Origin of the sequence: Nocardia sp. CDC153, assembly GCF_035818515.1 — a bacterium.
Taxonomy (GTDB): domain Bacteria; phylum Actinomycetota; class Actinomycetes; order Mycobacteriales; family Mycobacteriaceae; genus Nocardia.
Window position 1 is genome coordinate 121,207 of sequence record NZ_JAYKYU010000005.1, and the last position, 14,506, is coordinate 135,712.

Sequence of the window (14,506 nt, forward strand, 5' to 3'; positions counted from 1 at the left end):
TTCCCCCTCGCGAAGCCGACCGTGCCCTGTGTACGGTCGGTACTTCGCGTGGAGGGGAGAAACACATGAGTTATCCGGTCGAGTCGGTCGAGCTGCGGGACCGCGGTCTGGCGGCCGTGCGGGCGGGAGATCTCGCGGACGCCGAACAGCTGCTGCGGCGGGCGTTCGACGCCGGACATGCCGGGGCCGCCAACGATCTGGCCGATCTGCTGCTGCGGCGCGGCGACCGCGACGAGGCCCTTCGGTGGTGGCGGCGCGGTGCCGAATCGGGTGATCCCGAATGCCTTTTCGAGCTCGGTTACGTCGACGAGGCCGCGGGCGATCTGGCCGCCGCCGAGCGGTGGTACCGGCGCGGTGTCGAGCTGGGCGGCACCGGATCACTGCTCAATCTGGCCAATATTCTGGAGGGCCGGGGCGAGCGGGACGAGGCCATGGAGCTCTACCGGCGGGCCTGGGCGGCCGGGCAGGACAAGGCCGCGTTCAATCTCGGGCGCATCTACGACGATGGCGGGCGCGGCGATCAGGACGCCGCCGAACTCTGGTACGCGCGGGCCGCCGAGCGCGGAAACGCCGGTGCCGCCTTCAATCTCGGCTTCGTGCGCGGCGATCGGGGCGATGTCGAGGGCATGCTGGACGCGTGGCGGCGGGCCGCCGGGTTCGGGCACCCGAAGGCGGGGCACGCGCTGGCCGATCACTACGGGCGGCGGGGCGCGCTGGCGCAGGCCCGGTACTGGTCCGAATTCGCGGACGGGCCACGGGTTTTCAGCCCCGAGTTCGAGTCCTTCGGCGGCTGGGGCGCGGCCGCCGCCATCCACCGACAGGATCTGCTCAACGACTTCCTCGGCGACGACTACGTGCACTACGACCTCGACGCGCGGACCTTCAAGGTCGGTGAGAACACCTACGGCGGAGTGACTTTCCTCGGCAGCTTCTCCAACCTGGACCAGAGCTGGCTGTGGTCCTGGGACAACTCCCATTTCGACCCCGCCGCCCCGGCACTCGCGGCGGTGGCGAAGATCCGGGAGTACGGTGCGCAGCAAGGCATCCCGGAGTTCATCTGCGGTCGGCTGGACATGTCCAATTTCCCGGATCCCAAGCAGGCAGCGACCATCATGGCCATCGCGGCCGGATCCCTGCTGGGCGGCAACGGCGTCAACTCCGTCGGCATCAACGGCGGCAAGGGCAGCACCTATGTCCACCTGGACGATCCGCGGCTCCCGGCCGACGAGTACGACCCGATCGCCGCGCCCCGGCTGCTCATGACGGCCGCCCAGGTCTTCCCCGCCGACCACGCGCTCATCGTGCGCGGACTGCTGACCCACTACGGCCCGAGCATGTTGCAGATGTCGCAGGAGGCCATCATCGGTGAGCTGCCCGCCGGGCATCGGCTGGCCGTCGAGTTCACCGAGAACGGATTGATCAAGGCGATCACCTCCGATCCGGCACGGCCGGGCCGAGATCGGGCCAGTGACTGACCGTTGGATCTTGGCGCGGGTCGGGCGCGGTCGCAGGATGGAAGGATGACCACCACGTCGCCCGCGTTCACCTCCGTCGTGCGAGCCGAGTTCGCGCCCACCACCACCTACTTGAACTCGGCCAGTTACGGGCTGCTGCCGACCTCGGTGGTGGCCGCGGTGACCGAGGCCGAACAGCAGCGCATGCGCGGGGAGTTCGACATCCCCGGGGTGGACTCGATCATCGACGAGTGCCGGGCCGCGTTCGGGCGGCTCACCGGATTCCGGGCCGAGCAGGTGGCGGCGGGCTCGCAGGTGTCGCAGCTGGTCGGGCTGGTGGCGCAGAGCCTGCGACCGGGCGCGAACGTGCTGGTGCCCGAGCACGAATTCAATTCCGTGCTCTGGCCTTTCCTGGTGCGCACCGATCTGAACGTGCGGGTGGTGCCGCTGGCGGAGCTACCCGAGGCGATTCGCCCGGGCGACGATGTGGTCGCCGCGGCCGTGGTGCAGTCCGCCGACGGCTCGGTGCTGGATGTGGCGGCGACCGTGGCCGCGGCCCGGGCGCACGGCGCGCGCGTGCTCTTCGACCTGAGCCAGGCGGCGGGCTGGCTGCCGGTGCACGACACCGGGGCCGACTGGATCGTGAGCGTCGGATACAAGTGGCTGCTCGGTCCGAAGGGCACCGCCTTCCTGGCGGGAACCCCTGCGGCACTGGACGATCTGACGCCCGTCGCGGCGGGCTGGTACGCCGGATACAACCCGTGGGAGACCTGCTACGACGGCCCGCTGCGCCTGGCGCAGGACGCGCGGCGCTTCGATGTCGGACCGGTGTGGCCCGCGTGGATCGGCCAGCGGCGCAGCCTCGAACTGCTCGAACAGGTCGGCGTCGAAACCATTCACCGCCACGATGTCGCCCTCGCCGATCGGCTGCGCAAGGGACTCGGTCTGCCCGAGGGCAATTCGGCCGTGGTGTCGCTCGAGGTGGGGGAGGCGGCCCTGGAACGGGTGCGCGCCGCGGGCATCGTGGGTGCGATGCGGGCCGGTCGGCTGCGACTGGCCTGCCACCTGTACAACACCGAGGACGATATCGACCGGGCGCTCGACGCGCTCGTCGGCTGAGACTAGATCGGCTGGAAGCCCGCGCCCACGCCCTTGGTCGCGTCGACGGCCTGGCGGACCGTGTCGAAGGCGACGGCGATGACCGGGGTGTGAATCGGATTGTTGGGGTCGGTGCAGCTGAAGCGCAGCACCCGGGTGTCGCTGATGAGCGGTGCGGAGACCATGCCGACGAGCTGGTCGCCGACGGTGACGGGAGCGCCGGAGTCGCCGTAGCTGGAACACGCCTGCTCCATGAAACCGACCGGGCTCGAGGCCCAGACGACGCCGCAGGCGTAGCCGGTGGTCCGGCCGTTCTGGCAGACAATGCTCCAGGCGGGCGGCGCGGACGCGAGCCCGGCAATGCTGCCGCCATTGACCGTGCGCAGCGGGGTGACCAGGCTCGGATCGAATTCGATGACGGCGTAATCGAGTTGGGCGTCGGACTCGCGCACCACGCCGACCACCCCGGCATCGGGGAACTGTTCCCCACGCACCGGTGTCCCGGCCTCGGCGCAGTGTCCGGCGGTGAATCCGACCAGCCGTCCCGCCGCGTCGTAGCCGATCGCGGTCAGACTGCATTTGGTGGACCGGCCCAGCACAATTCCCGAGCCGCCGCCGAGGGCGGCCTGGGTGTCGCCGGGATCGGCCTGCGCGGCCGGGACGGCGGACAAACCGCAGGCCACGACCACCGCGGCGGGTGCGATCCAGCGGTTCACCTGCATTGCCCAACCACCCATCCGATTCGACGCGTGCCACTACGACTCGTAACTACACGGTAGCCCCAAGATCAGGACAGCCAGATCGGACGCTGGGTCGCGAACGGATCGGACTGGACGTGCGGTGTCGCCGACCAGATCATGGTCTCGCGCCGGACGAGAGTGTATCGGGGCCAGGCCGGGCCCGGGTCGGTGTCGCTGACGAAGGCCACCCACGCCCGATGCACGGCATCGGCCAGCGCCTGCGGCGGATTGTCACCCGCCACCGCGGTCACGCCCTGCGCCCCCAGCGCGTCGAAGGCGAACGGGACGTCCAGGCAGTGGAACGACTGTCCTTGGAACTTGGGCGCATTCGAGGTCCAGGTGAACTCGTAGAGCCAGGTGGGCTGATCGCGCCCGGCCCGCATCTCGGCCACCCGGTAGGACGGCATGCGGATGACCGCGTCGCTCTGGGCCTGTCCCGCAAGCTGATTCGCGTTCAGGCCCGGATAGGCGGCGCGGAAGCCCGCGGTGCTGGTCGGTGCGAAACCGAGCGCGCCCAGCGCCGTCGGCAGCGTGGCATCGGTGACCTCCGGCTGCTCACCGCTCAGGGACGCGGCATTGAACTCGTGCGCGGTGAAACCGATCATGAGCGGAATATCCTGGTCCGCACCGGATTTCAGGACATCCGCGCTGGCGGCCGGAATCAGGGTGCCGTCGGCGAAGGGGGCCAGACCCAACAGGGTGGCGGGCGTGCCGTCCGCGCCGGGCGCGCGCAGCTTGTCCTCCATGTCCTGCAGCTGTACCTTGCTCAGGTTCCGCAGCGCGGCGGCGGTGGCGGGCACGCCGTTTCGCTTGGTGAACAGCTCGGACACGGCCAGTGCGGTGGCGCGATCGTTGGGCTGCTGCACCGCGCCGGACTCCGAAATGCCCGCGCGGAACAGGCCTTTCGCCGACGGCGTGTTCATCAGCGCCCACACCGCGCCGCCGCCCGCCGACTGCCCGGCGATCGTCACCTTGGCCGGGTCGCCGCCGAACGCGGAAATATTGTCGCGGACCCAGGACAGCGCCGCGATCCAGTCCAGCACGCCGCGATTGTCCGGGGCGTCGTCGAGATGCAGGAAGCCCTCGAGGCCCAGCCGGTAGCCGACCGACACCAGCACCACGCCGTCGCGATTGAAGGCCGCGCCGTCGTACCAGGGGCTGGCCGGGCTGCCCGCCACGAAGCCGCCGCCGTGAATCCACACCAGGACGGGCAGTTTCGCGGTCTGCTCCGGCTTCGGGGTGAAGACGTTCACGGTGAGGATGTCATCGCCGGGGATGGACGGTTCCGGGATCGCGGTGACCTCGGCGAGCTGTTTGATCTGCGCGGTCGGGCCGTACCTGGTGCAGTCGCGGGTCTCGACCCAGGGGATCGGTGGCTTGGGTGCGGCGAAGCGCAGCTCACCCACCGGCGGCTGCGCGAAGGGCACGCCGAGGAAGGCGACCCCGGTGGCGCGGCGCTCGCCGCGCACCGGTCCGTATGCCGTGGTGACGGTCTCCGCGCGGCTCTCGCCGGACCCGGATTTCCCGCTCGAGCACGCCGCGGTCAGGGCCAACACCCCCGCTCCCAGCAGTAGTGTCCGCCGCCCGAGCTGTTGCGCACCCATGCCACCCTCTGATCATCATTTAAGTCAATGCTTGAAATAATTACTGGACACCATAATCTCAACGCCGTGGACCCCGCACTCCCACCCACCGATTCGGCCGCCATCCGCCGCCGCAACCTCGGCCTGGTCCTGCGTCACATCGCCGACCACGGTCCCTGCGCGCGCACCGAGGTGGCCGCCGCCACCGGCCTGGCGCACGGCTCGGTGACCGCCCTGGTCGCCGATCTCACCGACCGCGGCCTGCTGCGCGAGGACGATGCCCTGCGCTCGGGCACCCGCGGCCGCCCCGGCCGACCCCTGCGCCTGGCTCCCGAGCGCGCGGTGGTCGCGGCCATACAAATCACCTCGGAGCAACTCCGGGTCGCGGTCTGCGACCTAGCGGGTGCGGTGGTCGGGCGCGAGACGGTTCCCCATGAACTCGCCCCGGGCGCGCCGGAGGACATGGCCGACCTCGTCGCCGCCGTCGTGACCCGGATCGGGGATACGGCGGCGGATGATCTCGGGCGCGGTCCGGTCCTGGCCCGCGTTGTCGTGGCGATGGCCGGTCCGGTTCGTGACGATGCGGCGCAAACCGTGGTGGTGGCACCGGATTTCGGGTGGATGCGGCCGGTTGGTCTGCGGGAGCTCATTACCGATCGGTTGCCCGATTCGGCTGTGGCCGTCGACGTGGTCAATGACGCGAATGCCGCGGCCCTGGCGGAATTCCATGCCCTGAAACGGGATTCGCGTGGTCTCGTGCTGATCGAGGCGGGTACCGGGATCGGCGGCGGTGTCGTGCTGGATGGCCGCATTCACACCGGCAGCCACGGCATCGCGGGCGAGCCGGGCCATGTGCCGGTCGCGATGGATGGTCCCGATTGCGTGTGCGGCGCGCGCGGCTGCCTGGTCTGCTACGCGGGACCCGAAGCGGTCTTCGCCACTGCTGGCCTTGCGGATCTGTTGCATGACAAGGGATTACAGGCGGCACAGGCCAGCCTGCTGACGTTGCTGGCGGCGGGTGATGCCCGTGCCACCGCGGCGATCGACACCGCCGCCCAAGCCCTGAGCGCGGCGATCCTGTCGATCACCGCCCTCCTCGATGCCGACGAAGTGGTCCTCGGCGGCCTCTTGGCCGACTGGTTTCCCTGGCTGGCCCCGGTCGTCGACGCCCGCCTCACCGGTCGTCGGGCGCTGGCCCCGGGTCTGGATCTCCGCATCACCCCGTCGGCCCTCGGCGCGGACGGCATTGTGGTCGGTGCGCTCGGCTTCGCCCGCCGCGCAATCCTTTCCGACCCGTCCGCCGTTCCGCCGTTGCCCGCCGCGACCCGGTCCTGACCGCTCAGCCCGGGGCGGTGCCCAGGACCAATCCCGACAGGATCACCGACGTCACCGCCAGCACCGAGGCCACGGCCCACCTGCTGAAATGTCGCTGGCCCGTGCGGATATTGGTGACCATGAGCGCCCGAAACTCCCCGTCGCGGTGCCGGTGTCCCTCCGCGAACGCCGGGTCGCCCGGATCCAGGTCGGTTCCGAACAGCGGCAGGAAATGCAGAATCCACTGCGCCCCAGCATCATCGGTGAGCAGCACCCGGATTCCCCGATGCATCCGGATCGGTGCGAGGAATCCGGCCGTTCGTGATACCCGGGCCATCGTGTGCACGATCAAGGCGGTGACGGCCACCCCTCCCGCCGTCACCGCCATCGCCGCCCGCGAAAGCGGCAGCATTCCCTCCCCGACCAGCGCCGCCGCCGTTCCGATAAACCAGAAGGGTTGCAGCGCGGGCATTTCCAGGGGTTTCGGCGTCGAGCTGATCGTGCCGATCAGGCTCGCCCGCCGATATCCGGAGGTCGGCAGCGGCAGTACCGCCGCCACCCGATACGGCGTCCGCCCGCACCCCCGGCACGCGCGGACGCCCGGCTCATCGGTCCAGCCGCAGCGTGGACATCGGTCGACGGCATCGGTTGTCATTGAGATCTCCTCCCAGGATCTCGAACCGTGGTTCGGCGTACCGATCCCACAGCAGCACAACAACTTCACGCGGTGTCAACCCCAGCCGCTCGGCCATGAGCCCGGCCATCTCGAGCGCTTCCTCGGCATCCGCGGGCGCGGGATCACTCAGGACTTCATCGAGCTCCATGGCGATACGGGCGAGCTCCAGCGAGAGCATCCGGTTCGGAAGCCAGGTGACCACCCAGCTGTCCATGGAAAGGGTTGTGCGAACCGCCATCTCGGGCGTCTTGTCGCTACGGATCGTCCAGGGCGTGAATTCGAGGGCCATGTGGTCGGGCACCTCCTCAAATGTGGTTGTAGCACCAACGATACTGGAGAGCATCGATGGCACATAGCCAGAAGATTTGCTCACTAAAGACACTAAGTGGCATTTGAAGCCAAGAAATAAGCGTAGAAGGTGACTTCTGTGCGGAATATCGCAGATATCAAGCGGTTTGGCGGTCGGATCACCTCGGGAAAGCCTCGAAATATCCGGCCGGTTCGCTCGCACGCTCGCCAGCTACGCCCCATTGGTCCGTTTAGCCTGCCTTGTAAAAGATTTCGCTCGGTTCTGCAAGACCTGCGATGGCGAAAATGACACACCGTGCTTACGATGGGCATCGCATGACACGTCTGAGTAAATGCAGAACATGATGGGAGACGAGCATGTCTCGCTCGGCCTCGGACGGCGAGCACATCGGCACCACCGTCAAGCGACTCCGCCGCCAACGCAATCTCACCCAGGAGGCGCTCGCCGTGCGGGTCGGGTGCTCGCGCAGCCTGATTCAACAGATCGAGAACGGTAAGCGCGTACCCCCGCGCGCCCAGCGCGAGAAGCTGAGCGCGGTATTGGGTGAGCGTCTGCCCGGCGTCGGCGACGAGACCGACGCCGAGTCGAACAACAGCGATATGCGCATCCGTTTCGACATCCTGCTGAACCAGGAGCCGACCATCGCCGCGCGGGTGCTGACGCTCGCGCAGAGCCTGGTCGCGCTCGAGGCCACGCCCGCGCAGCTCGCGCCGCTGCGGGAGATCGCCGAGCGGCAGCTGGCCCAGGCCGAAGAGGTGCTGACGCAGATCCCGTCGGGGAGTGTCGTTGTCCGGGAATGGAATACGGTCACCGACTGGCTCACGGTGCTCGACCGCGCGGAAGACAAGATCTGCGCGATCCACACCGCCGATCTGGGCGCCATCGGCGGCGACGTCGGCGCCGAGTACCACCGGGCGATCCTGGCGAAGGCGCGATCCGGTGTGTCGGTGCAACGTGTTTACGTGCTCGACGACATCGAGAACGTGGTGCCCTACGAGACCAAACTCTGGCAGCAGGTGCGCGCGAACATCGAGACCATCCTGGTGAACCGTGCCTTCGCCCCGAACGCCCAGAGCATGCTCATCGTCGACGACGGCTACGTCTTGACGGGTGACTATGATTTCCGCCGCCGCGAGCGCGACTCCAGCCGCTTCTCCTCGCTGCGGCACGACGTGCAGACCGCACACCGCAAGTTCAACCAACTCTACGACCTCAGGAGCGTCGGAATGGCCCTCGTGGTCAACGATCTCGTGAAACAGACGGGGCTGACCCGATTCGAACGCCTGGATCAGGACGATTGCCGCGACCGATTCTTCTCCGCCCTGCACGCCGCGTGGAACGACCAGGAGTTGCCCGTCGAAGGTGATCGCGGGTGAACGAGCGCACAACCGCGCTCGACCCCGTCGAGGTCGCCGATCGCTCCGACGAGCGCAAGAAGCTCGCGCGCGGCTTTCTCTCCCCCGAGAGCCTCTTTCCCGGCCGCGACGCGCGCACCTACCGCGGCATCATCGACGCCTACCACGGTGAGACGGGCCTGGCCATGGACGAGAGTGCCGCCGCGGCACTGAATTCCGCCTGGTCGGAGGTGATGTCCGGGCACACGTCGGTCATCGGCGGCGCGAACTCCGGCGACTATCGCGACGTGTCGCTCTACAACAAGCGCCAGCCGATGATCCTGCGGCAGCTCGCGGCCGAGCAGCTGTTCCAGCGCATCTCCGCACCGGTGGCCGGAATGCCCGGTCTCCGGGTGGATCCCGACGACGTCCTGGTCTGTCCGTATTCGAGCACGGTGCTGTTGGAGGAGGCCATCGCCACCATCGCCCGGCCGGGCGGGGTGCTGGTGTGTCCGGAGGGCTACTACAAGAGCGTGGCCGGGCACATCACCAAGTTCGGACTGCGGTTGGTGACCAGCCCGGTCACCGCCGACCAGGGCTTTCGGATCGATCCGGTCGCGCTGGCGCGCACCCTGGAAGAGCATGCGCGGCAGGGGAACCTGTGCGGTGTGCTGCTGACGCTGCCCGGCAACCCGGTGGTCGCGGACTACACCGTCGAAGAACTCGTCGAGATCGGGCGGGTGCTGCTCGCGGCCGATGTCCCCGTCATCTGCGATATGTCGTTCGATCTGCTGGTCGAGGGCCACACCCCGATCGCCGCCATCACCGTGCCCACCGCCGACGGTCCGGTTCGGCTCTACGATCGCGTCCTGTCGATCACCGGTAACTCCAAGGCCTACAACGCGTTCGGCCCCTGCAAGATCGGAGCCGTGTGCTGCGGCGACCGCGAGTGGCTGGACGAGATCAGGGGTCGGCTGCGGGTGTCGTTCCAGCGTGAGACAACCCACCTGGCCCGGGCCACGATCGAGCGCACCCGCGCCGAGTACCTGGCCGACAACCGGAAACTGCTGCGCGCGCAGGTGGATGCCGCGCATCGGCTGCTGGCCGACATCAACGCGCGATTCGGCCGCGAGCTGGTCCGCCCGCTGGGCAGTCGCGACGGCATGTTCGTGACGGTGGAATTCGACGAGGCCGTCATGGCGGCGGCCGGTGTGCGCTCCAGCGCGGATCTCGAGGATCTGCTGCTCATGGCCGCGGGTGTCGACTGTGTCGCCTTGGACCGCACCGGTTCCCGGCGCATGGGCGTCCGGCTCAATGTGAGCACGCCCCGCCGTGGCACCGGCGAGGTGAGTCCGGGACTGCTCGCCGAGCTCTTCGATCGGATCGAGCGGCTGCTCGAGCGGATCGATTCCGGCCTCACCTACGCCGGGGCGCTGCTGGAGCTCGGGATTCCCGCCCGCGAGAGCCGGGTGGTGACCGTGGGGGTGCTGCGTGAAACCGTCGCCGACGAACGGCGGGTCGCGGCCACGCCCGACGACGTCGCCCGTTTGGTCGGCCAGGGCCTGCAGGTCGTGGTGGAGCAGGGCGCCGGGTGGCGGGCCGATTTCACCGACGCGGCCTACGCGGCGGCGGGTGCGTCGGTCGTCGCGGGCCCGGCGGCGGTGTTCGACACCGCGGATCTGGTGATGTGGGTGAAACCGCCCGCCTACGATCTCGATTCGATGCCCATGCGGCCGGGCCAGCTGCTGCTCGGCTTCCAGGACCCGATCGCTCGTCAGGATCGGATCCGCACGCTGAGCGAGCGCGGCGTGGAGTCGGTGGCCTTCGAGCGCATACCGTCGGGCTCGCGGGCGGCGCACCCCGATCCGCTGTCGGCCATGAGTCGCATCGCCGGTGGGATCGCGTATCGCGAAGGGCGGGAACGGCTACGGGCGGCGGACCCCGCCGCCCCGGTGCGCGCCCTGGTACTCGGCTGCGGCACGGCCGGCCTGGCCGCCCTCGCGGCCGCGGCCGCGTGCGGCGACCAGCCGCCCACCGCCGTCGGCAGCCGGGTCGAGCAGAAGGACGACGCGTACGCGCGCGGCGCGACCGAATTCCTCCTCGACCCGGACCCGGCCGCGCTCGCCGAGCACATCGCGGATGTGCGGCCCAATCTGGTGATCTGCGCGGCCGGTCAGCGCGGAGCCCGGGCACCGGTGCTGTTGGATCAGCGGGGTCTGGACGCGTTGCCCCCGGGCGCGGTGGTGGTCGACCTGACGGCCAAGGCGGGCGGCAACTGCGTGCGCACCCGGGCCAACGACACGGTCACGCTGCCCGAGAACATCACGGTCACCCACCGATCCAACTTCCCGGCCAGCCATCCGCATGTCGCGAGCGTGGCCTACGGTGCCGCCGCCTGCGCCGCCATTCTGCTGTTGGCCGCCATTTCCGTCGGATGAAACTCGCTGCAGATTCGCTGAATTCGCTGGAGGTAATGGTTCGATAGCGGGATGGAGCAGCGTCGGGATCTGAGTGGCACCGTCGACGGGTTGATGCCCGAGCTGACGGGACTGCTCGAAGAGTTGGTCGCCATACCGTCCATCGCGTTTCCGGGGTATCCGAAGGAGAACGTGCAGCGGGCGCACGATCTGGTTGCGGAGGAGTTGCGGAAATCCGGGGTGGGGGAGATTCAGGTCTTGGATCTGCCCGACACCTCGCCGGTGGTGTACGGGCGGATCCCGGCTCCGGAGGGCGCGCCGACCGTGCTGTTGTACGGGCATTACGACGTGCAGCCCTCGGGGGACGAAAGTCTGTGGCACACACCGCCTTTCACGCCCACCCGGCAGGACGGGGCGATCTACGGGCGGGGAGCCGCGGACTGCAAGGCCAATGTGGTGGCGCACATCGGGGCGCTGCGGGCCTTCGGCGGGAAGCCGCCGGTGGGAATCACCGTGGTGATCGAGGGGCAGGAGGAGTACGGGTCGGTCTTCGACGACTATCCGGCCCAGCGGCCGGAGCTGTTTCAGGCCGATGCCCTGCTCATCTGCGATGCGGGCAATATTCGCGCCGGGCAGCCGACGCTGGTGACCGCCCTGCGCGGTGTCGCGGACGTGTTCGTCGAGGTGCGCACGCTGGCCGCGCCGGTGCACTCGGGGCAGTTCGGAGGTGCCGCGCCGGATGCGTTGTTGGCGTTGGTCAATGCGCTGTCCACGCTGCACGACCCCGACGGGAATGTCGCGGTGCCGGGATTGCGACGCGACAAGTGGGCGGGTGCGAACTACACCGACAAGGAATTCGCCGAGGTGACCGGGATGGCGCCGGGGATGCCGCTGCTCGGGACCGGGCCGATCGGGGAGCGGATCTGGTACGGGCCCGCCATCACCGTCATCGGATTGGACGCACCGCCCACGAAAACCGCCGCGTCCGCGGTGGTTCCGTACGCGAAGGCCTATCTGAACGTGCGCGTGCACCCGGAGCAGGATCCGGCCGAGGGGCAGCGCGCGGTGATCGAACACCTGAAGAAGGTCAAGCCGTTCGGGATCGAGCTCGAGGTGACCGGCGGGGACGTCGGGGCCGGATTCGCCGCGCGCACAAACGGTCCCGCGTATGCGGCCATGGGTGAGGCCATGAAGAAGGCGTGGGGAGTGGACGCCGTGGACTCGGCCATGGGCGGGTCGATTCCGCTCACCAACACCATGGCCGCGGCCAATCCGAACTCCGAGGTGCTCATGCTCGGCGTCGAGGACTCCAAGTGCAATATGCACGGCTTCAACGAGCGTGTGCTGGTGAGCGAACTGCGGAATGTGGCGCTCGCCGAGGCCGAGTTCTTCCAACTCTTCGCGGACAGGATGCGCAGGTGAGCGACACCGTGACGACCGAGACGGAGCCGAAACCCGCTGAGCACGAGCGGAAGTGGACGTTCCCGTCCACCTACACGATTCTGGCGGGCGTCACGCTCGTGGTCTGGCTGGCGGCCTTCGTGATTCCGCCGGGGGCCTACGACACCGACGACAAGGGTCACCCCGTCGCGGGCTCGTATCACCGGCTCACCGATGCCAAGGGCTTCACCGAACGGCTGCGGGATCTGTTCCTGGCTCCGGTCAACGGCCTCTACGGCATTCAGGACGACAAGGGTCAGGTCGCCCCCGACGCGGTCGGCTCGCTCTACGGTGCGGCCGCGGTGTTCCTGTTCGTGCTGGCGGTGGGCGCGTTCATCACCGTCGCGTTCGCCACCGGCGCACTGGATTCGGGCATCGGCCGGCTGGCGTTCAAGCTGCGCAATCGTTCGTATCTGCTGATCGTCGGCATCATGGTGGTCTTCGCCGTGGCCGGTACGGTCGAGGGGTTCGCCGAGGAGACGCTGGGCTTCTACGCCCTGTTGGTTCCCTTGACGCTGGCCCTGGGCTACGACCGCATGACCGCCGTCGGGGCGATCATCGCGGGCGCGGGCATCGGCGTGCTGTGCTCGACGGTGAACCCCTTCGCCACCGGCACCGCCTCCTCGGCGGCCGGTGTCGCGCTCGGTGACGGCATCGTGCTGCGGCTGGCCATGCTGGTGGTGTTGACCGCGGTCACCGTCGCCTACGTGGTGCACTACGCGCGGCGGGTCAAGGCCGATCCGGACAAGTCGATATCGGGTTGGCAGCCCGGGGATCGTGACGTGAAAGCCGATGAACACGAACCGGATCCGATGACCGGGCGGCAGGTGGCGGTGCTGTGGCTGGTCGGTCTCACCTTCGCCTTCATGATCTTCTCGGTGATTCCGTGGGGCACGGTCGTCAACGGGCAGGGCGCGCAGCCGTTCGGGTGGGAATTGGGTTGGAGCTTCCCGGAATTGGCGGCGCTGTTCCTGGTGGCCGCGGTGGTGGTGGGCCTGGCCGGTGGGCTGGGTGAGGGCAAGATGTCGGAGAACGTCGGCAAGGGCTTCAGCGACTTCGTCGGCGCGGGCTTCGTCATCGTGCTGGCGCGCGGCGTCACCGTCATCATGAACAACACCCAGATCACCAGCACGGTGCTGCACGCGCTGGAAGGCGTGGTGTCCGGGACGTCTTCGGCGGTCTTCGCGGTGGCGGTGTTCCTGGTGAACGTGCCGCTGGCCTTCCTCATCCCGTCCACCTCGGGGCACGCCACCCTGGCCATGCCGATCATGGCCCCGCTGGCCGACTTCGCCCATGTGCCACGGTCTTTGGTGGTGACGGGCTGGCAGTCGGCGTCCGGCTGGGCGAACCTGGTCACCCCGACCACGGCCGTCGTCACCGGTGGTATCGCGCTGGCCAAGGTGCGCTACGACCGCTACGTGAAGTTCATCGCGCCGCTCATGGGGATCCTGTTCGTGCTGATCTGCGTCTTCCTCGCCATCGCGGCCTGGATCGGCTAGGTGCCGGGGAACTGCTGTCCGGTGAACTGGGTCCAGCACCGTTGCAGGTAGTACTCCATATCGAGGGAAGGATCGATGAGCCACCGGGATTGGAGCCCGTCCGACAGCGCCATGAAGGCGGTGGCCATCACCTCGGGATCGACGTCGGCGGGCACCGCGCCGGTCTTCTGCATGCCCCGCAGCAGTTCGGTGAATCCGGCGACGCCGCGCTCGTAGTGCTCACGCATGTAATCGTGGGCGGGGTGCTGCGGGTCGGCGGCCGCGGCCTGCATATGGGTGAACAGCTCGATCAGTCCCGGCACCTGGGTGTTTCGGCGCACGACCCGGATCAGCACCTCGGGGCCGGGCTCGCCGAACTCGATCATGCTGATCTCGTCCCGCTTGCGCAGCACCGCGACGAACAGCTCCTCCTTGGACCCGAAGTAGTGCAGCAGCCCACTCTGGCTCAGCCCGACCGCCTCGGCCAACTCGGCCACCGAGGTCGCCAGAAACCCGCGCTCGGCGATCGTGTGCAGCGCGGCCTCGAGAATTCGCTCCCGCCGCTCGATGCCTTTCCCATAGGGTCCGCGTTTCGCCATCGGGCAAGTCTAAGCGGACTCTGAGAGTTTCTTGTTCGCCAAAACCGAGCACTGTACGGTTTT

General features: G+C 68.6%; 12 protein-coding genes. 7 read left to right on the forward strand and 5 right to left on the reverse strand.

The features are described 5' to 3' along the window. The first annotated feature begins 65 nt into the window (after positions 1 to 65). Both VMT65_RS27395 and VMT65_RS27400 read left to right on the forward strand, forming a co-directional pair. A complete protein-coding gene (locus tag VMT65_RS27395; RefSeq protein ID WP_326311316.1) occupies positions 66 to 1,475 on the forward strand; it encodes a tetratricopeptide repeat protein in 1,410 nt (469 codons plus the stop codon). Positions 1,476 to 1,520: 45 nt separating this feature from the next. Beyond that, positions 1,521 to 2,573: an aminotransferase class V-fold PLP-dependent enzyme gene (locus VMT65_RS27400; RefSeq protein WP_326311317.1), complete on the forward strand. Its 1,053-nt coding sequence runs from the start codon at positions 1,521 to 1,523 to the stop codon at positions 2,571 to 2,573. Positions 2,574 to 2,575: 2 nt separating this feature from the next. Here VMT65_RS27400 and VMT65_RS27405 read toward each other — a convergent pair whose 3' ends face one another. Then, the gene (locus VMT65_RS27405; RefSeq protein ID WP_326311318.1) at positions 2,576 to 3,274 is read right to left on the reverse strand and encodes a hypothetical protein; all 699 of its coding nucleotides are present in this window, start codon (positions 3,272 to 3,274) and stop codon (positions 2,576 to 2,578) included. Between the two features lie 65 nt (positions 3,275 to 3,339). Beyond that, positions 3,340 to 4,896, reverse strand: coding sequence for a carboxylesterase/lipase family protein (locus VMT65_RS27410; protein ID WP_326311319.1), 1,557 nt, complete (start codon positions 4,894 to 4,896; stop codon positions 3,340 to 3,342). Between the two features lie 66 nt (positions 4,897 to 4,962). On the opposite strand from VMT65_RS27410, the gene VMT65_RS27415 reads away from it, so the two are divergent. After that, positions 4,963 to 6,210, forward strand: a complete 1,248-nt coding sequence (locus tag VMT65_RS27415; RefSeq protein ID WP_326311321.1) for an ROK family transcriptional regulator — start codon at positions 4,963 to 4,965, stop codon at positions 6,208 to 6,210. Positions 6,211 to 6,214: 4 nt separating this feature from the next. Here the strand turns inward: VMT65_RS27415 and VMT65_RS27420 are convergent, their stop codons facing one another. Then, the gene (locus VMT65_RS27420) at positions 6,215 to 6,844 is read right to left on the reverse strand and encodes a hypothetical protein (RefSeq protein ID WP_326311323.1); all 630 of its coding nucleotides are present in this window, start codon (positions 6,842 to 6,844) and stop codon (positions 6,215 to 6,217) included. Further along, positions 6,795 to 7,154 (reverse strand): hypothetical protein, encoded by a 360-nt coding sequence (locus tag VMT65_RS27425; RefSeq protein WP_326311324.1) that lies wholly within the window; start codon positions 7,152 to 7,154, stop codon positions 6,795 to 6,797. Before VMT65_RS27425 ends, VMT65_RS27420 begins: the two co-directional genes overlap by 50 nt. A 377-nt stretch (positions 7,155 to 7,531) precedes the next feature. Between VMT65_RS27425 and VMT65_RS27430 the strand changes: the two genes are divergently transcribed. Genes VMT65_RS27430 through VMT65_RS27445 form a run of 4 tightly spaced genes read left to right on the forward strand, consistent with a single transcriptional unit; the run spans position 7,532 to position 13,865 of the window. Further along, entirely contained in the window at positions 7,532 to 8,551 is a 1,020-nt protein-coding gene (locus VMT65_RS27430; RefSeq protein WP_326311325.1) for a helix-turn-helix domain-containing protein, read from the forward strand. Beyond that, positions 8,548 to 10,947, forward strand: a complete 2,400-nt coding sequence (locus VMT65_RS27435) for an aminotransferase class I/II-fold pyridoxal phosphate-dependent enzyme (protein WP_326311326.1) — start codon at positions 8,548 to 8,550, stop codon at positions 10,945 to 10,947. The genes VMT65_RS27430 and VMT65_RS27435 overlap by 4 nt, the downstream gene beginning before the upstream one ends. Positions 10,948 to 10,998: 51 nt before the next feature. After that, positions 10,999 to 12,348, forward strand: a complete 1,350-nt coding sequence (locus VMT65_RS27440; RefSeq protein WP_326311327.1) for a M20/M25/M40 family metallo-hydrolase — start codon at positions 10,999 to 11,001, stop codon at positions 12,346 to 12,348. Then, positions 12,345 to 13,865, forward strand: coding sequence for a YfcC family protein (locus tag VMT65_RS27445; RefSeq protein WP_326311328.1), 1,521 nt, complete (start codon positions 12,345 to 12,347; stop codon positions 13,863 to 13,865). The genes VMT65_RS27440 and VMT65_RS27445 overlap by 4 nt, the downstream gene beginning before the upstream one ends. Here the strand turns inward: VMT65_RS27445 and VMT65_RS27450 are convergent. Further along, positions 13,862 to 14,443, reverse strand: a complete 582-nt coding sequence (locus VMT65_RS27450; protein ID WP_326311329.1) for a TetR/AcrR family transcriptional regulator — start codon at positions 14,441 to 14,443, stop codon at positions 13,862 to 13,864. The two genes, VMT65_RS27445 and VMT65_RS27450, sit on opposite strands and share 4 nt — an antisense overlap. Positions 14,444 to 14,506 lie beyond the last annotated feature (63 nt).